At 72.1% G+C, this 23,648-nt stretch carries 19 protein-coding genes; 12 read left to right on the top strand and 7 right to left on the bottom strand.

What is annotated here, in order from left to right:
• The first annotated feature begins 277 nt into the window (after positions 1-277).
• A complete protein-coding gene (locus B5D66_RS24375; protein WP_078764171.1) occupies positions 278-835 on the top strand; it encodes a globin domain-containing protein in 558 nt (185 codons plus the stop codon).
• Positions 836-855: 20 nt separating this feature from the next.
• Here the strand turns inward: B5D66_RS24375 and B5D66_RS24370 are convergent, their stop codons facing one another.
• From B5D66_RS24370 to B5D66_RS24360, 3 genes are all read right to left on the bottom strand, one after another.
• Entirely contained in the window at positions 856-1,908 is a 1,053-nt protein-coding gene (locus B5D66_RS24370) for an ROK family glucokinase (RefSeq protein ID WP_078764170.1), read from the bottom strand.
• Positions 1,909-1,941: 33 nt separating this feature from the next.
• Positions 1,942-2,790, bottom strand: a complete 849-nt coding sequence (locus B5D66_RS24365; protein ID WP_078764169.1) for a hypothetical protein — start codon at positions 2,788-2,790, stop codon at positions 1,942-1,944.
• A gap of 218 nt (positions 2,791-3,008) precedes the next feature.
• Positions 3,009-4,346: a KamA family radical SAM protein gene (locus B5D66_RS24360; RefSeq protein WP_078764183.1), complete on the bottom strand. Its 1,338-nt coding sequence runs from the start codon at positions 4,344-4,346 to the stop codon at positions 3,009-3,011.
• A 331-nt stretch (positions 4,347-4,677) separates the two neighbouring features.
• On the opposite strand from B5D66_RS24360, the gene plsX reads away from it, so the two are divergent.
• Positions 4,678-5,772 carry a phosphate acyltransferase PlsX gene (plsX, locus tag B5D66_RS24355; protein WP_078764168.1) on the top strand — a complete coding sequence of 365 codons (1,095 nt, stop codon included), beginning with the start codon at positions 4,678-4,680 and terminating at the stop codon, positions 5,770-5,772.
• A 61-nt stretch (positions 5,773-5,833) separates the two neighbouring features.
• Positions 5,834-7,567, top strand: a complete 1,734-nt coding sequence (gene argS / locus B5D66_RS24350) for an arginine--tRNA ligase (RefSeq protein ID WP_078764167.1) — start codon at positions 5,834-5,836, stop codon at positions 7,565-7,567.
• 9 nt (positions 7,568-7,576) lie between these two features.
• Here argS and B5D66_RS24345 read toward each other — a convergent pair whose 3' ends face one another.
• Complete coding sequence (locus tag B5D66_RS24345; protein WP_144390319.1) at positions 7,577-8,164, bottom strand: dihydrolipoyllysine-residue succinyltransferase component of 2-oxoglutarate dehydrogenase complex; 588 nt, start codon at positions 8,162-8,164, stop codon at positions 7,577-7,579.
• Positions 8,165-8,557: 393 nt separating this feature from the next.
• Between B5D66_RS24345 and B5D66_RS24340 the strand changes: the two genes are divergently transcribed.
• Complete coding sequence (locus B5D66_RS24340) at positions 8,558-9,163, top strand: YceI family protein (RefSeq protein ID WP_078764165.1); 606 nt, start codon at positions 8,558-8,560, stop codon at positions 9,161-9,163.
• 430 nt (positions 9,164-9,593) lie between these two features.
• Here B5D66_RS24340 and B5D66_RS24335 read toward each other — a convergent pair whose 3' ends face one another.
• On the bottom strand, positions 9,594-10,511 hold the full coding sequence (locus B5D66_RS24335; protein ID WP_144390317.1) for a ribokinase: 918 nt from the start codon (positions 10,509-10,511) through the stop codon (positions 9,594-9,596).
• Between the two features lie 65 nt (positions 10,512-10,576).
• Entirely contained in the window at positions 10,577-11,359 is a 783-nt protein-coding gene (locus tag B5D66_RS24330; RefSeq protein WP_268805683.1) for an exodeoxyribonuclease III, read from the bottom strand.
• Positions 11,360-11,938: 579 nt separating this feature from the next.
• On the opposite strand from B5D66_RS24330, the gene B5D66_RS24325 reads away from it, so the two are divergent.
• From B5D66_RS24325 to B5D66_RS24315, 3 genes are all read left to right on the top strand, one after another.
• Positions 11,939-12,661, top strand: a complete 723-nt coding sequence (locus B5D66_RS24325; RefSeq protein WP_078764163.1) for a response regulator transcription factor — start codon at positions 11,939-11,941, stop codon at positions 12,659-12,661.
• A complete protein-coding gene (locus B5D66_RS24320; RefSeq protein WP_078764162.1) occupies positions 12,662-14,071 on the top strand; it encodes a sensor histidine kinase in 1,410 nt (469 codons plus the stop codon).
• A gap of 203 nt (positions 14,072-14,274) precedes the next feature.
• Positions 14,275-15,624 carry a helix-turn-helix transcriptional regulator gene (locus tag B5D66_RS24315; protein ID WP_235001210.1) on the top strand — a complete coding sequence of 450 codons (1,350 nt, stop codon included), beginning with the start codon at positions 14,275-14,277 and terminating at the stop codon, positions 15,622-15,624.
• On the opposite strand, the gene B5D66_RS24310 is transcribed toward B5D66_RS24315, so the two are convergent.
• Entirely contained in the window at positions 15,587-16,315 is a 729-nt protein-coding gene (locus B5D66_RS24310; RefSeq protein WP_078764160.1) for an HAD family hydrolase, read from the bottom strand. The genes B5D66_RS24315 and B5D66_RS24310 overlap by 38 nt on opposite strands.
• Before the next feature lie 956 nt (positions 16,316-17,271).
• On the opposite strand from B5D66_RS24310, the gene B5D66_RS24305 reads away from it, so the two are divergent.
• The 5 genes from B5D66_RS24305 to B5D66_RS26630 all read left to right on the top strand — a co-directional run bounded on the left by B5D66_RS24305 (position 17,272) and on the right by B5D66_RS26630 (position 23,152).
• The gene (locus B5D66_RS24305; protein WP_078764159.1) at positions 17,272-18,135 is read left to right on the top strand and encodes a radical SAM/SPASM domain-containing protein; all 864 of its coding nucleotides are present in this window, start codon (positions 17,272-17,274) and stop codon (positions 18,133-18,135) included.
• 3 nt (positions 18,136-18,138) lie between these two features.
• Positions 18,139-18,924: a phosphotransferase family protein gene (locus B5D66_RS24300; protein WP_078764158.1), complete on the top strand. Its 786-nt coding sequence runs from the start codon at positions 18,139-18,141 to the stop codon at positions 18,922-18,924.
• Positions 18,925-19,186: 262 nt separating this feature from the next.
• On the top strand, positions 19,187-20,395 hold the full coding sequence (locus tag B5D66_RS24295) for a winged helix-turn-helix domain-containing protein (protein ID WP_078764157.1): 1,209 nt from the start codon (positions 19,187-19,189) through the stop codon (positions 20,393-20,395).
• A gap of 260 nt (positions 20,396-20,655) precedes the next feature.
• A complete protein-coding gene (locus B5D66_RS26410) occupies positions 20,656-22,509 on the top strand; it encodes an acyl-CoA dehydrogenase family protein (protein ID WP_200813779.1) in 1,854 nt (617 codons plus the stop codon).
• A 145-nt stretch (positions 22,510-22,654) separates the two neighbouring features.
• The gene (locus tag B5D66_RS26630) at positions 22,655-23,152 is read left to right on the top strand and encodes a hypothetical protein (RefSeq protein WP_432938250.1); all 498 of its coding nucleotides are present in this window, start codon (positions 22,655-22,657) and stop codon (positions 23,150-23,152) included.
• The last annotated feature ends 496 nt before the right edge of the window (positions 23,153-23,648 follow it).

The raw sequence follows: 23,648 nt of genomic DNA, 5'->3' as shown, positions 1-23,648 counted from the left end.
GATCTCAGCTTTGGAAACGTCGGATTATCCGCGCACTGTCTCCGAATGCGTATCGCTATCGCGAATAATGCAGTGATAATCTCCGGAGCCACGGTGTCCGTGCTCTCCACCGGTCGACATCGGACGGGACCGGCGGCAGGCGCCTTCCCGACGGCACCGTCCCGCCCGCGGCGACCCGGTGGGCCAACGCGCTGCACGCCCCATGGGCGTTGCCCGGCCACCGGGATCGGCCTTCCGAAGCGCGATCGAACCGCCGTCAACGCACCCGGAGCCAGCGATGCAACCTCGCCCCATCTCCTCAGTCCCCCTGCCTGACGCCAAGGCCATCGACGACGTCAGACTCTCCTGCGCGGACCTGCCCGAGGATTCGGTGGAGCTCGCCGAGCGCTTCTACGACCACCTGTTCGAGCTGGTTCCCGAGATCCGGTCGATGTTCTCCAAGGACATGGGGCCCCAGCACCTCAGGATGAGCCGGGCCCTGCTCGGCGTCATCCGCCACCTGGACCAGCCCGAGGAGGTCCAGGAGGAGCTGCGCCGGCTGGGCGCCCGCCACCACACCGCGCTCGGCGTCAAGCCCGAGCACTACCCCTACGTCGGCCGCGCCATGGTCCGCGCGGTCAGCGAGCTGTCGCCCACCTGGTCGTCGCGGATGAGCTCGTCGTGGGTCACGGTCTATGAGTGGATCGCGGCCAGCATGATGTCGGGCGCCGAGACCGCCCAGACCCGTGGCGACGAAAGCGCCCCCGCGCGGGCCGCGCGGCCCCTGCCCCCGCGCTACAAAGGACCCGAAGAGCGGCGCGAATCCGTTCCCGCGGGCCAGCTCCCCCTACGCTGAGGGACGGCCCGCGGTCCCGCTCAGAAAGCGCGGCGGGACTCCCGGGAGCGGGACAGCCGGCGCTGACGGCGCCCCTGGCGCCAGCGTGGTAGCGCGTCGCGGGCGAGGTCCGCGGCGCCGATCAGGCCCGCCTCGTTGCCCAGCGCGGCGGCGACGATCTCGGCCTCGGGCCGGTAGCCCCGCCCGGTCAGGGTGCGGCGGAACGCCTTGCGGGCCGGCTCCAGCAGCAGGTCGCCGGCCTCGGAGACACCCCCGCCGATGATGAACAGCTCGGGGTCGAAGGCCGCCGCCAGGTTCGCCAGGCCGATCCCCAGCCACGTCCCGGCGTCCTCCAGCAGCTCGGCGCAGGCCCGGTCGCCCTTCTGGGCGAGCTCGGTCACCAAGGGGCCGGTGATGAGCGCGGGGTCGCCGCCGACGGCTTGGGCCAGGCCGCGCGCGACCGGGGACTCCGCCTGGGTGAGCTCGCGCGCCTCACGGGTGAGCGCGTTGCCGCTGGCGTACTGCTCCCAGCAGCCGCGGTTGCCGCACTCGCACCGGTGGCCGTCGGGCACGATCGTCATGTGCCCGAACTCACCGCCCAGCCCGTGCCGGCCGCGGCGCAGGACCCCGCCGATCACCACGGCCCCGCCGATACCGGTCCCGAGGTTGACGACGATGACGTCGTCGGCGTTACGTCCGGCGCCGGCGCACATCTCGGCCCAGGCCGCCGCGTTGGCGTCGTTCTCCACGACCACCGGCAGGTCCAGGCGGGCCTTGAGGGCGTCGCGTAGCGGCTCATTGCGCCAGGCGAGGTGCGGGGCGAACAGTACGGTGGCCCGCTGGTCGTCGACGAAGCCGGCCGCGCCGACCCCGACCGCGCCCACCGTGTAGTCGCGCCGCAGTTCCTCGACGACCCCGGCGATCGTGTCCTCGACGACCTTCGGGCTCTTGCTCTTGTGCGGCGTCTCCGTGCGCACCCGGGCCAGCACACGCCCGGCCGGCGTGACGACACCCGCCGCCACCTTCGTGCCGCCGATGTCGACGCCGATCGTGAGCCCGCGCTGGTGCGGGCCAGCCCCCTTGGTAAAAGCCATAGCCCACGACACCTTATTGGACCTGCGGCGACCTCACGGCCGAGGCCCGCGCGTGGCGGGCGCCACCGGGACCGGTTCGGCGGGTCGGACCCCGGGGTCGATGGGCCCCAGCCCCGGGGGCGGGTCCAAGACGAGGTCGTGGCGGCCGGCGATGAGCTCTTGGAACCGGATCTTGGCCTGGATCAGCGGGCGGCGCAGACGCTGGTCACGGCGGACCGCCGCCTGATGGCGGCGTGAGCCCTCGGGGTAGCGCCAGCGCGCCCACGGGGAGCCGGGAACGGCCAGCCGCAGCGCGGCCACGATCGAGATGGCGGGGACGAAAACCCCGGCGATCCCTGTCCAGATCTTGCCTTTGAGGAGGCTCACGACGGAGCCCGCGAGGTTGACCAACGCGAGCAGGACCAGGCCCAGGCGCACCGCCTCGCCCCCGGCGCCGGCGGCACTGAGCTCGCTCCAGCCGAACGGGCGGATCCCCGTGAGCAGCAGGCCGGTGAGGGCGATGGCCACGAACACCGCGTCGACCGAGGTGCGGCCCTGCTCGGTCCAGTAGACGTCGCGCAGGTGCAGGATGAGCGCGAACTCGTCCAGCACGAGCGCCGCGCCGAACCCGAAGAGGGCGGCGGCCACCGCGATGGGAATCCCCTCGCGGTCGGTGATGAGCAGCCCGGCGACCCCGCCGAGCAGCATGAACGCCACGCCGAACACGACGTGGTGGATGTGCAGGCCGCCGGGGGTGACGTTGCCCGGCCACCAGCGCACCTCGGCGCGGATCAACCGGACGCTGACGCGGATCAGCAGGAATCCCGCGACGAAGGCGATGAAGAAGCTGAACAACGGCAACCGGCCGGTGGCGATCACGTGGTCGGTGAACCAGTCAGCCATGCGCGCGCCCTCCCGCCCGGAACCGGCCGGCGTGTCGGCCGATCCGTGAGTGTGGCTCCATGCCCGGAACCAACGCCTCGTACCCGCCCGATTATGCCGCCGCCCGCGCCCCTCGATCCGGGTTTCGGTCACAAAAGGTAGCGATTTACGGCTTAACGAGCGGGTGTGGAAAAGCCCACAGAGGGCGGCCCCGCCCGACGCGACGCCGCCCCGCCCGGCTACTCCCGCGCGGCCGTGGCACCGGCCCCGGCCGGCCCCTCCTGGAAGGGGAAGCGGGTGGCGCCCAGCGCCGGTTCCAGGTCGGACAGCCAGACCGCCTTCTCGTCGTACTTGGCGAAGAAGGGACGGCCGACCAGTTCGGGATCGCGCGCCTGGATGAAGTGCAGCACGAACACCTTCTCCCCGGCGATCTCGGCGACGCCGTCCACGCAGACCTTCCCCGGGGTGGCCGACATGGAGGGTCCCCGGACCGTGCGGGCCAGGCCCGAGACCTCGGCGTAGGCGTCCCGGAAGATCGGGTAAGCCTGGGCCAGCGGCACCGCGAAGTAGTCCTGTGGCCCGGTGTCGCGCTCGACGAACATGTAGTAGGGCACCATCCCGTGCCGGACGTGGGTGCGCCACATGTCCGCCCAGATCGCGGAGTCGTCGTTGATCGTGCGGATCAGCGGCGCCTGGGTGCGGATCACCGCGCCGGTGTCGCGGATGCGGCGGACCGCCTCCTGGACGAGCGCGGGGGCCATCTCGTTGGGGTGGGAGAAGTGCGCCATGAAGGCGAGGTTCTTCCCCGCGTCGACGACCCGTTCGAACAGCCGCAGCGTGTCGTCGGCGTCGGGGTCGGTGAGGAACCGCTGCGGCCAGTAGGCCAGCGACTTGGTGCCGATGCGGATCGACTCCAGGGTCGGAACCGCGAGCAGCGGCTCGATGTAGCGGGAGATGACGCCCTCACCCATGATCATGGGGTCGCCGCCGGTCAGCAGGACGCTGGTGACCTCGGGGTGGCGGTGCAGGTAGGCGACGAGCCGGTCGATGTCGTCGGTGGCCATCTTGAGGTCGGGCTCGCCGACGAACTGCGCCCACCGGAAGCAGTAGGTGCAGTAGGCGTGACAGGTCTGCCCCTGCTTGGGGAAGAACAGCACCGTCTCGTGGTACTTGTGCTGCACCCCCGACATCGGCTCCTCGGCGCCGAGCTTGGGAATGTTGAGGAGCATCTGGCCGGCGGGGTGGGGGTTGAGGCGGGCGCGGATCTCGTTGGCGACCCGGTCGACCTCCTTGCGCGGCGCGTCCCCGCGCAGCAGGTCGGCGATCCGCGCGACGTCCTCGTGCGGGAGCATGTCCGGCTGGGGGAAGGTCAGCCGGTAGATCGGGTCGTCGGGAGCCGAGTCCCAGTCGATCAGCTCGTCGATGACGTAGGCGTTGACCCGGAAGGGCAACACACTGGCCACGGCGCGGACCGCGAGACGTTCGTCGGGGGCGAGTCCGGCGCGCGCCGTCAACTCGTCCAGGTGCTTCGCGGTGTAGGCACGAAACCGACGTCCGGCGGACGGGGGTACTGCCACGTCGTGCGTCAAGCTCACGTGTCTCCTCTCTGCGGCCGCGCGGTCGCCGCCGATTGGGGGGCGGCGCGCGGCCGGCGGCGGTCCCAGGACGGACGTCCGTAGGCCGCCGCGTTGTTGGCGGTGTGATCGGACCTGGCAGGGACGGGGGAGACGCCAGGTCCGGGCGACGGATATACCCGTTCTTTCGCTTTCCTCACTCTTTTTCCGTTCTCTCGATCCCGATCCACCCGACCGCCCCGCCCGGACCGGACCACTCCGCTTCGGGCATAACCTGGCGCCCGGCAGGGGCACGCAGGTGCGTCCCTCCACCGCACGACAGGAGCCCACCCCCATGACCAGCCAATCTCCCGCCGGAAGGCCCTCCGGCGACGAGCCCGCTGCCCCACCCGTCATCGCGGTGGACGCCATGGGAGGCGACCACGCCCCGCGCGAGATCGTCGCCGGAGCCGTCGAAGCCTCCCGCGAACACGGGCTACGGGTGATCCTGGTCGGGCGCACCCCCGAACTGCTCGCGCTGCTGTCCGAACAGGACGCCGCCCGCGAGATCCCGATCGTGCACGCCGAGGACACCCTCGCGATGCACGAGGGCGCGCTGGCGAGCTGGCGGCGCCCGCGCTCCAGCGTCGCGGTCGCCTGCAAGCTGATCCGCCAGGGCGACGCCGACGCGCTGGTGTCGGCCGGCTCCACCGGCGGCGTCGTCGCCACCTCGACGGTGCGGCTGCGCACCCAGCCCGGGGTGCTGCGGCCGGCCCTGGCGGTCGTCCTGCCCACCCTGCCCACCCCCACGATCCTGGTCGACGCCGGCGCCAACGCCGACGCCAAGCCCGAGATGCTGGTCCAGTTCGCCCACCTCGGCGTCGCCTACGCGCAGACCGCGCACGGCATCGCCGAGCCGCGGGTCGGCCTGCTCACCATCGGCACCGAGCCGGGCAAGGGCAACCGGCTCACCCGCAAGGCCGCCGAGCTGCTCGCCGCCGCGGCCGGCCCCGGCGGCCTGGACTACCGCGGCAACATCGAGGGACACGACCTGCTCGCCGGCCGGGTCGACGTGGTCGTCGCCGACGGGTTCACCGGCAACGTCGCGCTGAAGTCCGTGGAGGGGGCGGTGCGGTTCGCCTTCGACGAGATCCGCGGCGCGCTCACCTCCGGCACGCTGGCCCGGGCCGGGGCGCTGCTCCAGCGCAGGGCGCTGCGCGGGCTCCGCGACCGCATGGACAGCGAGAGCTACGGCGGCGCGGTGCTGCTCGGGCTCAACGGGACCGTCGTCATCGCCCACGGCGACAGCCACGCGCGCGGCGTCGCGCAGGCCTGCCGGCTCGCCCACGACCTCGTCGCCGGCCGGATCGTCGACCAGGTGCGCCGCCGCCTGGGTCCGGCCGGACGCGCCCCGGCCTGGCTGCACCGGCGCGGCCAGCCCGAGGAGTGAGCCCCCTCCCGCGTTCGCGCAGGCAGACGGCGCTGGTCGGCGAGGTCGGTAGGCTTTCGACATGGCCGACCCGCAAGAAGTCCTCTCGCACCGGGTCCAGTCCGCGCTCGGCGCCGCCTTCGGCCCCGAGTACGCCGAGACCGACCCCGTCATCCGCCCGTCCCAGTTCGCCGATTTCCAGGCCAACGCCGCGCTCGCGCTGGCCAAGAGGCTCGGCCGCAAGCCGCGCGACGTCGCCGCCGAGATCGTCGAGCGCCTGGACGTCGATGACGTCGTCCGAGAGGTCGAGATCAGCGGCCCCGGCTTCATCAACCTGACGCTGCGCGACGAGTGGATCGCCGCGCAGGCCCAGCAGATCCTCGCCGACCCGCGCGCCGGCGTGGCCGTGCAGGAGGCGCAGAACATCCCGATCGACTACTCCGCGCCCAACGTGGCCAAGGAGATGCACGTCGGCCACCTGCGCACGACCGTGGTGGGCGACGCGCTGGCGCGGACGCTGGAGTTCCTCGGGCACAACGTCATCCGGCAGAACCACATCGGCGACTGGGGCACCCCGTTCGGCATGCTCATCGAGCACCTGCTGGACGTCGGCGAGCACTCGGAGCAGGCCGACCTGCTCAAGAGCGACCCCAACGCCTTCTACCAGGGCGCCCGGGCGAAGTTCGACGGCGATGAGGAGTTCGCCACCCGCGCCCGCCGGCGCGTGGTCGCCCTCCAGGGCGGCGACGCCGAGACGCTGCGGCTGTGGGGCGAGCTGATCGAGCTGTCCAAGTCCTACTTCAACAAGATCTACCGCAAGCTCGACGTCACCCTCACCGACGCCGACCTGGCCGGCGAGAGCTCCTACAACGACGCGCTCGAAGGCATCTGCCGCGAGCTGGAGGACAAGGGCATCGCCGAGGTCAGCGAGGGCGCGCTGTGCGTGTTCCTCGACGGCTTCACCGGGCGCGAGGGCAAGCCGGTCCCGCTCATCATCCGCAAGAGCGACGGCGGCTACGGCTACGGCACCACCGACCTCGCCACCATCAAGTACCGGGCCGAGGTCCTCAAGGCCGACCGCATCCTCTACGTGATCGGCGCGCCCCAGCACCTGCACCTGGAGATGGTCTACGGCACCGCGCGCGAGGCGGGGTGGCTGGACGGCGGGACGACCCCGATCCACGTGCAGATCGGCAACGTGCTCGGCTCCGACGGCAAGATCCTGCGCACCCGCAGCGGCGCCCCGATCCGCCTGATGGCGCTGCTGGACGAGGCGATCGAACGCGCCGGCCGGGTCGTCGCCGAGAACCGGCCCGACCTGGACGAGGCCACCCGCGCCGAGATCGCCCGCGAGGTGGGCGTGGGCGCGGTGAAGTACGCCGACCTGTCGGTGTCGCACGACAACGAGTACGTGTTCGACTTCGACCGCATGCTCGCGCTCAACGGCAACACCGGCCCCTACCTCCAGTACGCGACCGCGCGCATCCGCTCGATCTTCCGCAAGGGCGGGCTGACGCCGGAGGAGGCCACCGGCCCGATCCGCATCGCCGAGCCGGCCGAGCGCGCCCTCGCGTTGACGCTGCTGGGCTTCGGCCCGGTCGTGGAACAGGTCGGCGACTCCCTGGAGCCGCACCGGCTGTGCGCCTACCTGTTCGACCTGGCGCAGACGTTCACCTCGTTCTACGAGCACTGCCCGGTGCTCAAGGCCGAGGACGCCGACGTGCGCGCCTCGCGGCTCGCGCTGACCGCGGCAACCCTGCGCACGCTGGTGCTCGGCCTGTCGCTGCTGGGTGTCAGCGCCCCGGAGCAGATGTAGCCCCGGTTCTCACGCTCCCGCGCCCGGCCCCTGCGGGGACGTCGGGGCCGGCGCGGGGGTGGGCCGCGGCTCGGGCGAGGGGGACTGCGGTGGCCGTGAGGGGCCGGGCCGTTCGGGCTCTGTGCTCGGTTCGGGCGTCGCCGAGGGGCGGGGGTCCTGGCCGCCGGGACGGTCGTCGCCGGGGCGGTCGGATCCGCCCTGGTCGCCGGGGCGCTCCCGGGTCGGGGTGTCGGCCGCGCGCGGCTCCGAGGGGCCGCTGTCGGCGGCCGAGGGGGCCGGGGAGGAGGACTCCGGCCGGGCGCCGGCCGGTTCGCGCGAGGCCCCGACGCTCGCCGACGCCTCCGCGCCGGGGGTGCCGGGCCGGGCGGTGGGCCGCGTCGTGGGGGACGTCGTTTCCCGAGTCGGCGTCTGGGGGCTGGTGGCGCCGGTCGGCGCGGGCGCGCCCGCGCTCGTGGGGTCCACAACGAACAGCGCGGCCCCGGTGAGCAGGGCTCCGCCGGCCACGGCGCACACGGCGATCCTGCGCCGTCTGCGTCGCCGTTCCCGACGCCTCCGAGCGCTGCGGGACTGGCGTTCCGGTCGGATCTCGCCGGCCATGCCCTTCCTCTCTCCTCCTCGGGGGTCCTTCGGTCCGGCCCGCGGCCGGGGTCGCCGGTCCACCGGATCGGCGCCTCTAGAACGGTAGGCGCCCATTTCGCCTTTTCCGTCCCACTTAGCCGCTAAAGCAGGGAGAAGTCCGGCAACCAGCGCGCTTCCCGGCGTTCACCTGTGAGTCGATTCACAGAAGGCCCAGGTGACACCGGACGCCCCGGCGTCCTCCCGCCTTCACGGATACGGCCGGCACGCGGATCCGCCCCCGCCGCGCGCGCCTTCCCCGGGGCCCTTCCCCAGCGCCCCCGCTCGCCCCGGACGGGACGCGTCGCCGGGCGGGACATTAGTGTTGTGAATTCCGAAAGATATTCAAAGAAGGAGAAAACACTCGTGAAACCCATGCCACAGACCGAGGAGTCCGTCGGGCCCACCCCGGGCGTCTGGCACCTCGACCCGCTGCACTCCAGCCTGATCTTCGTCGCCCGCTACCTGAAGTTCGGCCGGGTCCAGGGCACCTTCGGCAGCGCCGAGGGGACCGTCACCGTCGCCGAGAACCCGCTGGACTCCGAGGTGGACGTCGTCGTCGAGGCCGCCAGCCTCAACACCGGCGTGCAGGCGCGGGACAACCACCTGCGCTCCGCCGACTTCCTCGACGTCGAGAACCACCCCGAACTGCGCTTCACCAGCACCCGGCTGGAGCGCCGCGGCCGGGCCCGCAACTCCTTCCTCATGCACGGCGACCTCACGATCCACGGCACCACGCGCGAGACGACCTTCGACTGCCAGTGGGTGGGCGAGGCCCCCGACTACGTCGACCAGGAGAAGGGCTACGGGCACTTCTTCGCCGCCAACACCGAGATCCGCCTGTCCGACTTCGGCATCGGCCAGGGCGACCACCTCCCATGGGGCGGCCGGCTCGTCGGCGACACCGTCGACGTCGTGCTGGAGGTCCGCATCCAAAACCACGACCCGATCGACTTCCTCCGCCAGATCGGGCACGTCTAGACGTCCCCGGTCCCGGCACCTGCGGACCGGGCGTCCTCTCAGACGGGCCCTCCCCACCGGTCCGCGCGGGATACCCCGCGCCGCCCCCAGGCGTCGCACGGCGACGCGCGACGGGAAGGCGGCCGTCATCGCGCCCAGACGGCCCATCCCACCGGCCGACGGAGGTCGTCGGCCCCGCCGCACCGGCGTCCTCGGGGCCGTGGACCGGCCCGCGCCGGCACCGCCGCAGCGCACCGTCGAACCCCCGCGCCACAGCGCCACATCACCGCCACCACGCTCCCCTTCCACGCCGGGAGGTCCCCCGTGCTGCCCGCGCGCGGCGCGGCGACGTGCCCGGCAACGGACAGGGGCGCCTTGGGCACGGGCGGACCACGACGTGGGCGTGGCCGCGCGCGCCGAAGGCGCCCCGGGCGCGGCACCGTGTGCCGGGTCAGGCGCGGTCGGCCTCCAGCGCCGCGTCGATCTCGGCGCGGGTGGGCATCGACGTGCTGGCGCCGTGCCGCTGGACCGCCAGCGACGAGGCGGTCGAGGCGAACCGCAGCGCGTCGGCGGGCGCGTACCCCTCGGCGCGCGCCACGACGAACGCGCCGCAGAAGGTGTCGCCGGCGGCGGTGGTGTCCACGGCGGTGACCGCGCGGGCCGCAACCCGGATCGGCTCCTCGCCCCGGCGCCCGTACAGGGACCCCTCCTCGCCGAGCGTGATGATCGCCTCGGGCACCCGCCGCAGCAGCGCCTCCAGCGCCGCCTCGGGTTCGGACTCGCCGGTGATCGCGGCGGCCTCGTGCTGGTTGGGCACGATAAGGTCCACCAGGTCCAGCAGTTCACCGGGGAGCTCCCGGGCGGGGGCGGGGGTCAAGACCGTGGGGACGCCGGCCGCGCGTCCCGCGCGCGCCGCGGCGACGACGCCCTCCATGGGCAGTTCGAGCTGGAGCAGCAGCGCGGCGCTGCCCTCCAGCAGCGCCACGTCCTCCTCGGTGACGTCGGTCACCGTCTTGTTGGCGCCGGAGACGAAGATGATCGAGTTCGCGCCGGTGCCGTCCACGACGATGTGCGCGACCCCGGACGTTCCGGGCACCAGGCGCAGCCCCGAGACCTCGACACCGGAGTCGACCAGGTTCGTACGCAGCTGGGTGCCGAAAGCGTCGTCCCCGACGGCCCCCAGGAAAACGACGTCCCCGCCGGCCCGGGCGGCGGCCAGCGCCTGGTTGGCGCCCTTGCCCCCGGGCACCTGACGGAACTCCCGCCCGGCGACGGTCTCGCCGCTGCGTGGGGCGGCGTCGACGTAGGCGACGAGGTCCATGTTGATGCTGCCGAATACCGCGATGCGCGGCGCCGATGCTGAGTTCACGCCTTGTACGTTACCGAGAAGCCACGGCGTCCCCGCTCACCGCGGCGGCGGTCCGCTCGGGACGCTCAGCCGAAGTCGACGATGACCGGCGCGTGGTCGGAGGCGCCCTTGCCCTTGCGCTCCTCGCGGTCGATCCGGGCGTCGCCGACGCGCGCGGCCAGGGCGGGCGAGGCGAGCACGAAGTCGATCCGCATGCCCTTGCGCTTGGGGAAGGACAGGCCCTTGTAGTCCCAGAAGGTGTAGGTGCCGGGACCGGGCGCGTAGGGGCGGACGACGTCGGCGAAGCCGGTGTCGACCACGGCCTGGAAGGCGTCGCGTTCGGGCTTGGTCACGTGGGTCTTGCCCTCGAACTCGGCCATGTCCCACACGTCGTCGTCCTGGGGGGCGACGTTCCAGTCGCCGCACAGGGCGATCTGCGCCCCGGGGTCCTCGGCCAGCCAGGAGGCGCCGGCCGCGCGCAGCCGGTCCAGCCACTGGAGCTTGTAGAGGTAGTGCTGGTCCTCGACGTCGCGCCCGTTGGGGACGTAAAGGCTCCAGATCCGGACGCCGCCGCAGGTGGCGCCGATGGCCCGCGCCTCGGCCGCGGCAGGCTCGCCCCAGCCGGGCTGCTCGGGAAAGCCGATCTGGACGTCCTCCAGGCCCACCCGCGAGGCGATGGCGACACCGTTCCACTGGGACAGTCCGTGGTGGGCGACCTCGTAACCGAGCCCGGTGAACACCTCGGCCGGGAACTGGTCGTCGCGGCACTTCGTCTCCTGGACGGCGACAACGTCGACGTCGCTCCGTTCCAGCCAGGCCGAGATCCGCTCGGCACGCGCCCGAACGCTGTTCACATTCCACGTCGCCACTCGCACAACGTCAGGCTAGCGTTCTTTCGACGGCGGCCACGACGTGTCCGGGGAAGCCGAAAGCCCTTGGCGCGGCCGTCCTCCACGCCAAGGGCTCCTGCACGACTCCTGGCACGCATCCGGCTCTCGTAGTCGCTGTTGGTTAGATGACCACAAGCGGACTACGGTTCACACGATTTTCAAAGAATTCATCCTGTAACACCTCTGTCCCGTTCCGTCACCTTCCCCACTGGACCCCCGCGGTCTCAGCGTTTTCCCAGCCGTCCCTTTACCCAGTCCCAGGTGAAACCGGTTTCATGTTTGGTGCCGGCGTTCGCCGGCACCCGGTCCCCCCGGACCGGGCGCGTTCCGCCCGGATCTCCGTCCGATCTCCTCCGGGCGCGACCGCCGCTCACGACCCTCCGGGAACCGGCTCCGATACGGACGCGGGCGGGCCCGGGCGTGGCGCGCACCTTGGATGGCCCGCCCGCGTCCGACACCCCCGGGGACTCCGCCCCCTTCGTCCACCTGCGGCATCATGGGTCCGGACCGGGCCGGCCGCGCCCGGTCCCGCGAGTCCCCGGAACACTAGGTGGATCCATGCCCGAGTCCGCGACCCGACCGCACGTCCTCGTCGTCGACGACGAGCCCAACATCCGGGACCTCGTGGAGGCGGCCCTGCGCTTCCACGGCTTCGAGGTGAGCACCGCCCGCAACGGCGGCGAGGGCCTGACCCTGGCCCGCGACCGGCGGCCCGACCTCATCGTGCTGGACGTGCTGCTGCCCGACGTCAACGGCTTCGACGTCTGCCGGCGGCTGCGCGAACGCGGCGACGACGTGCCCGTGATCTACCTCACCGCCCGCGACACCCCCTCCGACACCGTCACGGGCCTGTCCCTGGGCGGCGACGACTACGTGACCAAACCGTTCTCGGTGGAGGCCCTCATCGCGCGGATCCGGGCGCTGCTGCGCCGCACCCGGCGCGATCCCCCCGACAACGGCTCGCCCGAGGACGACGGCGTACTGCGCGTCGCAGACCTCGAACTGGACGAACGCTCCTGGACGGTACGCCGCGGCGGCACCCCGATCGAGCTGTCGCCCACCGAGTTCCGGCTGCTCGCCTACCTGATGGGCAACGCCGGACAGGTGCTGTCGCGCGCCCAGCTCCTGGAGAACGTGTGGGGGTGGGACTACGCCGGACAGTCCCAGATCGTCGAGACCTACGTCAGCTACCTGCGCCGCAAACTGGACCCGCTCGGCCCCCCGCTGATCCACACCCAACGCGGGGTCGGCTACGCGCTGCGCGTCCCGGACGGCGCCTAGATGCGCCAGGACAGACCGTTGCGGTCACGGCTGCTGATGGGGCTGCTCGCCGTGACCGGGACCGGGCTGCTGGTCACCTGCGTGGTCGGGTTCCTGATGCTGCGCTCCTTCATCACCGAACGCCTCGACGACCAGCTCGTCTTGACCGCCGAACGCGCCATGGTGCGCCTGGACAACGGCACGCCGCCGGTGGGCGTCGACGCGCCGAGCCCCTCCCCCTACTTCGTGGTGCTGCTCGACCCGGCGACCGGCGAGGTCAACCAGATCTACGGCGACACGCTGCGCGAGGACGTCGTGCTGCGCCGCATCGCCGCCATCTCCCTGGACCGGCTGGTCGGCCACGCCGCCACCGGCGAGATCTTCGAACTCACCAGCGACGACACCGTGCCCCCGCACCGCGCGACCGTGCGACTGCGCCACGACTCGATCATGATCGCCGGGGTGCCCACCGACGACCGCGAGGCCTACCCCTGGCGGCTGGTGTGGACCCAGCTGGTCACCGCGGGCCTGCTCCTGGGCGGGCTCGCGTTCGCCGGCCGCTGGCTCATCGTGCGCGGCCTGGCGCCGCTGGACCGCATGGCGACCACCGCCAACGCCATCAGCACCGGCCCCGACCTGTCTGACCGGATGCCCGACGCCGACCCCTACAGCGAGGTGGGCCGGCTGGGCATGGCCATCAACACGATGCTCGGCCGCATCCAGCAGGCGTTCCGCGCCCAGCGCGAATCGGAGGAGCGGGTTCGCGCCTTCGCCGCCGACGCCTCGCACGAGCTGCGCACCCCGCTGACGACGATCCGCGGCTACGCCGAGCTGTACCGCCAGGGCGCCATCCCCGACTCCGAACTGCCCGGCGCGATGCGCAGGATCGAGAACGAGGCCGAGCGGATGAGCCGGCTGGTGGCCGAGCTGCTGGAACTGGCCCGGCTGGACCGGACCGGGTCGCTGCAACTGGCCACCGGCGACCTGGCGGCCCTGGTCACCGAGATGGTGGCCGACGCGCGCGCCCTGGAACCCGACCGTCCCATCGCGCTGGAGGTGCCCGAGGTGGTGGAGGCCGAGGTCGACGAGGCGCGGTTCCGCCAGATCCTGGCCAACCTCCTGGCCAACGTGCGCGAGCACACCCCCGCGGACACGCCGGTGGAGGTGCGGTTGCGCGCCGAGGGGACCGTCGACGACGGCCGGCCCGCCGCCGTCCTGGAGGTCGCCGACACCGGACCGGGGATGGGCGCGGAGGACGCGCGACGCGCCTTCGACCGCTTCCACCGCAGCACCCGCACGCCGGGCAGCGGGAGCGGGCTCGGGCTGTCCATCGTGGAGGCGATCGCGACAGCCCACGGCGGCGAGGTGACGCTCATCACCGAACTCGGGAAGGGGACCACGGTACGGGTCCGGCTCCCCCTGCGCCGGTGAGGCGCGGCCGGACCCCGCCGGAACCGGCCGGGAGCCCAATCGGCGACGGTGGGCGTCTTTCCCCATGAGGCGACAAACGGCGCCCCATTCCGTGAATACGGGTCTCTGTTTTCGGAGCCGCGCTACGGTTTTCTGGACCACGTCATCCGATGGACCGCCTATTTCGCGGTAACGCCACCGCCGTGCCACGCCGAGGAGAGGCCATGGAACCATACCGCCGCGGCTCCGGCGGTGAAGACGCCCGCTTGTGCGGTAATTGCGGGCGCCCCCGAAACGGCTGCCGGATGGTGTGCGAATGCATTCCCGCGTGGATATGGCGCGACGCCGAGATGATCTCTGCCGTCCGCGATCACGACGCCCAGACGGTGATACGGCTCCTCCGGCGCCGGGTGCACTCCTTGTCGCAGGAGGCACTGGCGCGAATGTGCGGGGTCGCGCAGAGCACCATCGCCCGCGCCGAGGCAGGGCACGGGCTCACCGACCGGCGCAGGGCGCTTGCCGCCCTCCAGGGGCTTGGCGCCCCTGGCACGGACGTCTTCCCAGACGCCAGACCGCCGCGGAAACAGGCCCCGGCGGCGACCGCAAGTTCTCCGCGGGCACTACTGGATCACCTTCCCAAGCCCGAAAGCCTGATCCTCCGCAACCGGAGGGCGCGGCACTCCATGGACGGTGTGATCGCCGCCGTCGTGGCGTTGGACGACCAGGCCGGCGGCGGAGATCTGTACTCCCCGCTGCGCGCCTACACCACCCACGTGCGTGAGCTCGTGGACCACCATGGCCATGGGATGGAGGCCCTGGGGCCGCTCAGCCAGCTCACCGGCTGGATCGCCATGGACGCGGGGGAGCGGGGAGGCGCCCGCGCGCACCTGACCGAGGCCGTCTACGCAGGACATGAGACAGGGGAAACGGATCTTGTCTCCAGCGCCTTGTCCTACCTAAGCCTGCACGAGACCTACCTGGGCCGGACGCGCCGGGCCCTGGCACTCGCGAAGACGGCCGTCGAGACGGGAACCGGCGCCTCACCAGCCGCCGCCACGATGCTGCATGCCCGGCTGGCCCGCGCTCAGGCGAAAAACGGCGACACCGATGCGGCCCGCGTGAGCGTCGAACGCATGCGTACGGCCTTCGACCTCGCCTGCCGGGAAGGCGCATGGCCGGTGTGGCTCTCCTACATCGACGAGATCGAAATCGAGTCGCAGGCCGGAGCCGTCTACCTGGACATGGGCCTGTTCGACGAGGCCCTTGAATCCCTGGGGAAGGCTCTCGCGCTGCTGCGTGCCCGCGCGCCACACCGTTTCCGGGACCGATCCCACTATCTGACCCGAGCCGCGCGGGCGCACCTGTCCCAGGGGGATGTGGCGACCGCGTGTGATGTCGCCGGAGAAGCGTTCCTCCTCGCGGAACACCTCAGCTCGCCCCGTATCGACGACCGGATCAGGGAGTTCCGGGCCCTGCTTGCGCCCTGGGGGCACGATGACGCCGCCCAGGGGTTCCTGTACCGCTCACGCCCTTTGGCTACCTCTCCCGCGCCGAGCGCGGAGTCAGCTCACTGATCAGCTCCACCAGACGCACACCGTCGCTCAGGTCCGTCACGGCCCGGTCAGCGCCGGCGTCGAGGAGCTCCCCCAGGCTGCTGGTCCCCGTGGCGACCGCGATCACGGCGGCTCCGGCACGATGAGCGCCCTCGACGTCAAGCGGGGTATCGCCGATGACCACGGTGTCCGCCGGCGTGAAAGAGATTCCGAGCCGCCTACCAGTGCGATCGATGGCGGATTCCACCAAACGAGAACGATCATTGCTGAGGTCCCCGTATCCCCCGGTGTCGATCTCAAGCCCATCGGTCAACCCGAACGCCTGGAGCTTGGCCACCGCGATGGGGCGGATGTTCCCCGTGACAAGGCTCTGTGTCCCCCCGGCCGCGCGGATGAGCTTGATCGCCTCCCGGCCGCCCGGCAGGGCACGGCCGTGAACGGCCATGCGGTCCTTGAGCCGATGTGCCGCATCCCCCAAGGACCGGTAGAAGGCGCTGACGACGGTTTCGTCGGAGGGATACCCGTTCATCTCCAGGGTGTCGATAATGATCGCGCGTTCGGTGCGCCCGGTCATGGGGGCGATGGCCTGGGGAGGCGAACCGGTGGTCTTCTCGAAGGCGCAGGTGTAGATCTCCCGGCTCACCGATCCGATGGAGAGCAGCGTGTGATCGATATCCCACAATACGAGACTGTTCGTCAGGGATGGCGTCATGGCCGAATCGTCGCACACGATCTTTTTCTCCGCTCAGTCGAATTCGAGCATGATTTCCGGAAGAGGGCGCCAGCGCAGTCCATTCCCTCTGTTTCGAACACCACGCATCATTCGAACACCGCGATTATGCATGGGCGCATGGGGGCAACGGCGTCCGAGCGTAACCATGAACGGGCACGCCCCCTCCACGACGCGAACGGCGTCCGGGGGCACGAAAGCGGCTTTCCAGGAGCTGATGTCATGCCCATCCCTGATGCGCGCGGTGAGCCTGTCGCATCATCCGCTCCGTTCCTCCTGCTGCACGCGCCTCGTCCTGGCGCTGATACGGCCAACGGTCATCCGGTCCCGGGCCACCACGGCGCAGGACCGGACACCGTCGGAGCACGACGTGGCCACGGCGAATCTGTGGACCGCTGCGCGCGCCCATCCGGGTCAGGTCCTGTTCCCGGCGACGACCGGTACGGCGGACCGGTGGACGTACCGGGTCCTCCGATCGCGGAACCGGCCGCTGGAACCCTCAGTACACCGAAAGCCCTGATGGCGATGACCGTCACCGTCGAGAGCTTCCCGGAGTCACTACCGGCCCGCCCGTTCTCGGTTCTCCCCGAGGAGCCCCGGTGATCTGGTACGGCACACGGACAGGCCGTTGGTGGGGGCTCGGGCCCGATCGCCTCATCGAGGGGCACAGCCGCGCGGAGGTCGCCGCGGCACTCCAAACCGCCTACGCCCGCTCCCCATGGCCCGCGTTCCACCCACGCCGACCGGGCGCGGTCGTCCGGCCGGCTCCTTCCAGATCAGCGGACGACTGTCCACATGAAGCCGTTGCAGGACGCCTGCGCAGGGACCGTTACACGCGGACTGTGATGGCGCTTCCTCCATTCGAATCGGTCAACAGCCACTCCTGAGAGTCCCCGTCTCGCAGAACCATTCCGCTCGCCAAGCCGAAGGAGAAACCTGTGACCATAACCGAAATTCGGAGCACGCCCGAAAGCTTGTGGATCGACCTTACGCGCAAATGCCAGCTCGAGTGTATTCACTGCTACAACGACTCAGGGCCCACCGGAGACCACGGCATCATGAGTCGCGACGACTGGATCGACGTCCTCGACCAGGCCGTTACCACCGGAGTACACCACGTCCAGTTCATCGGCGGCGAGCCCACCCTGCACCCCGACGCCCTTGACATCGCCGCCCACGCCCTGGACCGCGGCCTGTCCGTCGAGGTCTATAGCAACCTCGTTCACATCACCAACGCTTGGTGGTCGTTCTTCCAACGTGACCGAGCTTCGCTGGCGACCTCCTACTACTCCCACGACCCAGCTCGGCACGATGCTTTAACCAAGCGTCCGAGTCACCAGCACACCCGGCGCAACATCATCAAGGCCCTGAAACTGGGCATCCCACTGCGGGTCGGCATCATCACCACCGATGGCCATGATCTGGAGGCGACCAAGCGCGAACTGGAGGCGCTCGGAGTCAAGCGCATCGGTGTCGACCATGTCCGTCCGTTCGGTCGCGGCTCCGAGGGCGCAGCCCCGGACGTATCGGGTCTGTGTGGCCGGTGCGGGGACGGTCGCGCGTCGATCGCCCCAGACGGAACAGTCTCCCCCTGCGTCTTCTCCACCTGGATGGAGGTCGGCAATGTCCGGGAAACCGCCCTGAAGAGCATCCTGTCAGCCCCGACTATGCGCGACGCCCGCGCCCTCATCCGTGCCGAAAAGAAGGACGACAACCCCCCAACACCCCCGGTACCGTGTCGGCCGGACGATGACGGCTGCCGGCCTGGTATCCCGCCGAGCTGGTGTGGACCCCGGAGGTAGCCCGTGCGGCAGATCGAGAACCTGATCCGCCCCCACACCGGGCACATCACCCGGACCCGTGTTGTCACCGGCGGATATGGGACCGCGACGACCTTCACCGTCACCGCCGAGCGTGGCACATGGTTCGTCAAGGCGACTCCCAACCGCCCCGGCGGGCACCTCGACGCCGCCCGGCGAGAGGCCGCGGTCGGACCGTTCGTCACCACGGTGTCCCCTGAAATCCGGTTCACTGTCGAGGACCCGGATTGGTTCGTCGTCGGATTCGAGCACATCGATGCCCGACCGGCCGACTTCACACCCGGATCGCCGGATCTACCCCTCCTGGTCGATGTACTCGACCGGCTGGCGGCCATCCCGCTGCCCCCCGTCGCCCACGACTGGCACGAGACACGGTGGGACCGCTTCGCGACCGAGGAGGAACGGGCGCTGTTCCGGGGTGACGATCTGGTCCATGCCGACGTGCACGGCCGGAATGTGCTCATCGACGGCGACGGCCGCAGCCGGCTCGTGGACTGGGAGTGGCCCACGCGCGGGGCCGGGCTCATCACCCTGGGCTCGGTAGCCGTCCAGCTCGTCGCGGCCGGACACAGCGCCGAGTCGGCCGAGAGCTGGATCGGCCGGTGCAGCGCGTGGCAGCGTGCCGACCCCGATGGACTGGATGCCTTCGCCCGCGCCGGCTCCAGGATGATGGACTGGTTCGCCAACCGGCACCCCGAGGACACATGGCTGTCCGCCCTGGCCGATGCCGCCTCGACCTGGTCCCACCACCGGGCGCGCGCCCTGCGCTAGCCCCGACCCGGTCGCGCGATGGCGTCCCGCCCGCTGATCACGGCGGGCGGGACTCCATCGCGGGGAAGCACCACGGCCGGCCCTGCGGGTTCCCGCCGGGCACGCGGATCTTCGGGGGCCAGGTTCGCCCCGGTGGGGGTACCGGTAGGCGCGCCCCTCTCCCGGTGGGCACGGGGGATGCGGGCGGTGAGCCGCGCGTCCGGTCAAGGGCCGGTACCGCGACCGCGCCCCTTTGTCAGTGGGTGCCGCTACCGTGGCGGCCATGCACGGATCTGTGCCCCTCCCCCATCCCCGGCGCGACACCACGCTGTCGCGCGCGCAGGCCCGCAGGATCGCCCTGGCCGCGCAGGGATTCACTGACCGGCGCCCCACCGGCGCGCCCACGATGCGCCACCTGCGCAGGGTCATCGACCGCGTCGGCGTCATCCAGATCGACAGCGTGAACGTCCTGTCGCGCAGCCAGTACCTTCCCGTCTTCGCCCGGCTGGGCCCCTACGACCGTTCCCTGCTCGACCGGGCCACCAGCCGGAGCTCCCGCCACCTCGTGGAGTACTGGGGACACGAGGCCAGCCTCATCCCGCCGCAGACCCACCGGCTGCTGCGCTGGCGCATGGCGCGCGCCCGCGACGAGGCGTGGGGGCGCATGCGCCGCATCGAAGAGGAGCGGCCTGGCCTGGTCGAGGAGGTCTTCACCGAGGTGAAGCGGAGCGGCCCGGCCACCTGCCGGGAGATCGAGGCCGCTCTCGAACATGAGCGACCGGGCGGCGCGGGGCCATGGTGGGACTGGTCGGAGGTGAAGACCGCCTTGGAGTTCCTGTTCTGGTGCGGGCGGGTCACCACGGACTCCCGCACCGCCCAGTTCGAACGCCGCTACGACCTGCCCGAACGGGTCCTCCCCGCCGAGGTGTACGACGCCCCCGACCCCGACCCCGAGGACGCCCGGCGCGACCTCGTGCGGATCGCGGCGCGCGCCCACGGCGTGGGCACCGAGGCGTGCCTGCGCGACTACTTCCGGCTGAAAGGCGTCGAGGCCCGCGCGGCGCTCGCCGACCTGGTGGACTCGGGCGAGGTCGTGCCCGTCTCCATCGAGGGCTGGAAACGGCCCGCCTACCTCTACGCCGGGGCGCGCGTCCCCCGGTCGGTGTCGGCGCGGGCGCTGCTCAGCCCGTTCGACTCCCTGGTCTGGGAACGCGAGCGCGCCCGCAGGCTGTTCGGGTTCGACTACGGCCTGGAGATCTACGTGCCGGCCGCCAAGCGCAAATACGGCTACTACGTGCTGCCGTTCCTGCTCGGCGACCGCCTCGTCGCCCGGGTCGACCTGAAGGCCGACCGCAAGGCGGGGGTGCTGCGCGCGCTGAACACCGTCTTCGAACCGGACGCCCCGCCCGAGGCCGCCGAGGAGCTGCGCGCCGAGCTGGAGTCGATGGCGGGCTGGCTCGGCCTGGACGGTGTCCTCACCGGGCGGGCCTAGCCGCGCCCCTCAGACGCGGCCGCCGTGGCGCCGGTCGCGCCTGAGGGGCGTCGAAACCCGCCGGGTTTCCGGACAGCCGAACCGGCCTGTCCGTCCCCTCCGTTTCCGGGGGCTTCTCGCCCACGGCCGCCTCCCGGGCCGGGCCGTCCACCGCCGAGGCCCCTGGCCTTCGGGCCGGCGCCCGGCGGGTGTCCGACGCCACAGCGCCGATCCGGCCGTTCCGGCACGCGCCCCGGACGGTGATCGCTTGAATCCCCTACGTGACGAACGTGGACGAGGCCGCCCCCGCCGGCCCTGAGGGCGAGCGCGCCAAACGCGCCCGCGCGCTGCTGACCCGCGCCCTGTACGGCCCCGAGCCCGAGTACGACCGGTCGCACGCGCCCTGGCGGGCGCTGCTGGGCACCGACCTCTTCCGGGCGCGCCCCGGCCTGACCGCTGACCAGCGCGTCGCCCTGTCCTACGAGCGGCTGCACGCGCTCGACGCGGACCTGGACTCCGCCGAGGCGCTCGCCGCCGACCCCGAACGGCTGGCCAGCCTGCACGAGTGGACGGCCTGCGTCGACAGCGGGCTGACCACGATCGCCGGCATCCACTACAACCTGTTCCTGGGCAGCCTCCTCGACCACGGCCGCGGTGGCCGGGGCGTCCCGGCGACCACCCACGAGATCGGCACCTTCCTGTGCACCGAGCTCGGCCACGGCAACGACGCGGCGGCGCTACGCACCACCGCCACCCACGACCCGGCCACCGGCGGGTTCGTCCTGCACACCCCCGTCCCGCAGGCCGGCAAGTTCATGCCCAACACCGGGCCGCAGGGCGGCCCCAAGACCGCCGTTGTCGCGGCGCGGTTGGTCGCGGACGGACGCGACCACGGCGTGTTCCTGTTCCTCGTCCCGCTGACCGGCCCCTCCGGCCCGCTGCCGGGGATCAGCGTGCGCCCCCTGGACCACCGGGCGGGCAGCCCGGTGGACCACTGCCTCACCACCTTCGACACGGTCCGGCTGCCCGCGAGCGCGCTGCTGGACGGGCCGCACGGCCGCCTCGCCCCCGACGGGACGCTCACCAGCGCGACGGGCAGCCGGCGGCGGCGTTTCCTCCGCTCGATCGGCCGCGTCACCACGGGGAAGCTGTGCATGAGCGCCGCCGCGCTGGGGGCGACGCGCACCGCCCTGGCGGTCGCGGTCGCCCACGGCCACCACCGCGAGATCGCCGCGCCGGTGGGCCGCGGCCGCGTCCCGGTGTTCGCGCTGCGCAGCCACCACGGGCCGCTGATCGGCGCCCTGGCCACCGCCTACGCGATGACCCTGCTGCACCGGGAGGCCGTCCGGACGTTCGTCACCGCCCCCGACGGGGAACGGGACCGGGCCGCCCGGTTCGCCGCCGTCACCAAGGGGTGGGTCACCTGGCAGGCCCGCGCGATCCTGACCGAGTGCCGGGGGAGGTGCGGCGCGCGGGGACTGTTCCCCGCCAACCGACTCGCCGAGTTCCTGATCGACGTCGAGGGCACCGTCACCGCCGAGGGCGACAACCTCGCCGTCTGGGCGAAGGCCGGCGCGGAGATGCTGCTCGACCACCCCCTCGACGCGCCCGACGCCGCCCCCGAACGGGGGGAGCTGGCAGACCCCGGCCTGCTGCTGCGGCTGCTCACCGCCGTCGAGTACGTCCAGCTCTCCCGCGCGCGCCGCTGGCTGCGCCGCGCCCCCTCCGGCGACCCCCTCGGCCGGTGGAACACGGCCGCGCCCTGCGCGCTGCGCGCGGTCGCCGCCCACGCCGAACGCCGCGCCGCGCAGGCCCTGCTGGAGGCGGCCAGGACGGCGGAGGCCGAAGCGGGCGGGGACGCCGGGGAGAGCGCGGCGCCACTGATGGGGCTGTACCAGCTGTTCGCGCTCCAGCGCGTCGCCGAGCACAGCGGGGACCTGCTCAACGAGGGGTACCTGGCGGGACGGCACGTCTCCGCCCTGCCCGAGGCGGTCGAGGCGCGGATCCCGGCGCTCGCGCCCTGGGCCGAGACCCTGGCCGCCGCGTTCGACCTGCCCGACGCGGTCCTCGCCGACATCCCCCTGGCCCGGGGCGCGCTCGACGACGGGCTCCTCGCCCCCGGCGGCACCCGCTGAGAGACGCCGGCCGGGGCACCGCCACCGCCCCGGCCTCCCGCCCTGCCTCTGGGTGACCGCACGGTCACCCGGGACGCTACCCTGGGTGACGCCGAGCCGTGTCGGCGCCGCGACCGTCCACGCACACGCACTTCGAGGGAACGTCATGCGTCTGCCCCGTTTCCAGGAACTGCTCCACCGCGTCCTCACCGAGGACGGCCAGGCATCCGTCCGCACGTTCGCCGAGGCCGGCTACGCCAAACGGCCGTTCGGCGAGGTGGTCGAGCTGCCCGGCGGCGGCCAGGTCTACGTGCAGGCGATCCGGCGCTCCCCGTCGGACGGCGCCGACCAGAAGCCCGAGGAGCCGATCGCCGAAGGCGAACCGCCCGCCCCGATGGAGCCGATGACGCTCGCGGGCGGCGGGACGCGCACCGCCGACGTCGAGGCGTGGATCGCCGCGGCCCTCGCCAACAGCGGGCACCGGGAGCTCGCCCGGGTCGACCGCTACTCCACCACCCCGGACCTCGGCTCCTCCGACCAGCCCTACGGCGTGAAGGTCACCTGCCACTCCACCGCCGAGATCCACCTGCTGTTCGTCCACACCGCCCGCGCCAGCCAGTCCATCAGCGCCGACACCGAGTGGAAGATCCTGGAAACCCTCTGAACCAGGCCGGTGCGGGGAGCAGGGAGCACTTAGACACCTGGCCCGTTAGAACGTCCGAGACAGGATCATCCCCGCGTGCGCGGGGAGCACGTTCGCGCGCCGACGGGCCTTAGCGCCCCGGTGGGACGGACCATCCCCGCGTGCGCGGGGAGCACACCCACGGCCACGCCCCCAACGCCCGCGCGATGGGACCATCCCCGCGTGCGCGGGGAGCACGGAATGCGGAGCTCGAAGGCGTACTCGCGAGCAGGGACCATCCCCGCGTGCGCGGGGAGCACCCGGTACCGGACGCGCCAGTAGCGCCCCCGCTTGGACCATCCCCGCGTGCGCGGGGAGCACCCAGCCGCCCACCCCCGCCACCCACGGCGGGGGACCATCCCCGCGTGCGCGGGGAGCACTCTTACTGACCTGCAACGTTACCGAGCTCCGAAGCCGTTCACGACCACTTCTTAAGAAACCGGCAAAACACCCACCGAACCACGAACCACCCTCTGGA

Source organism: Marinactinospora thermotolerans DSM 45154, from assembly GCF_900167435.1.
In the GTDB taxonomy this organism is placed as follows: Bacteria; Actinomycetota; Actinomycetes; order Streptosporangiales; family Streptosporangiaceae; genus Marinactinospora; species Marinactinospora thermotolerans.
Note: the sequence above shows the minus strand (reverse complement) of the source record. Positions and strands in the feature narration are given on the sequence as shown.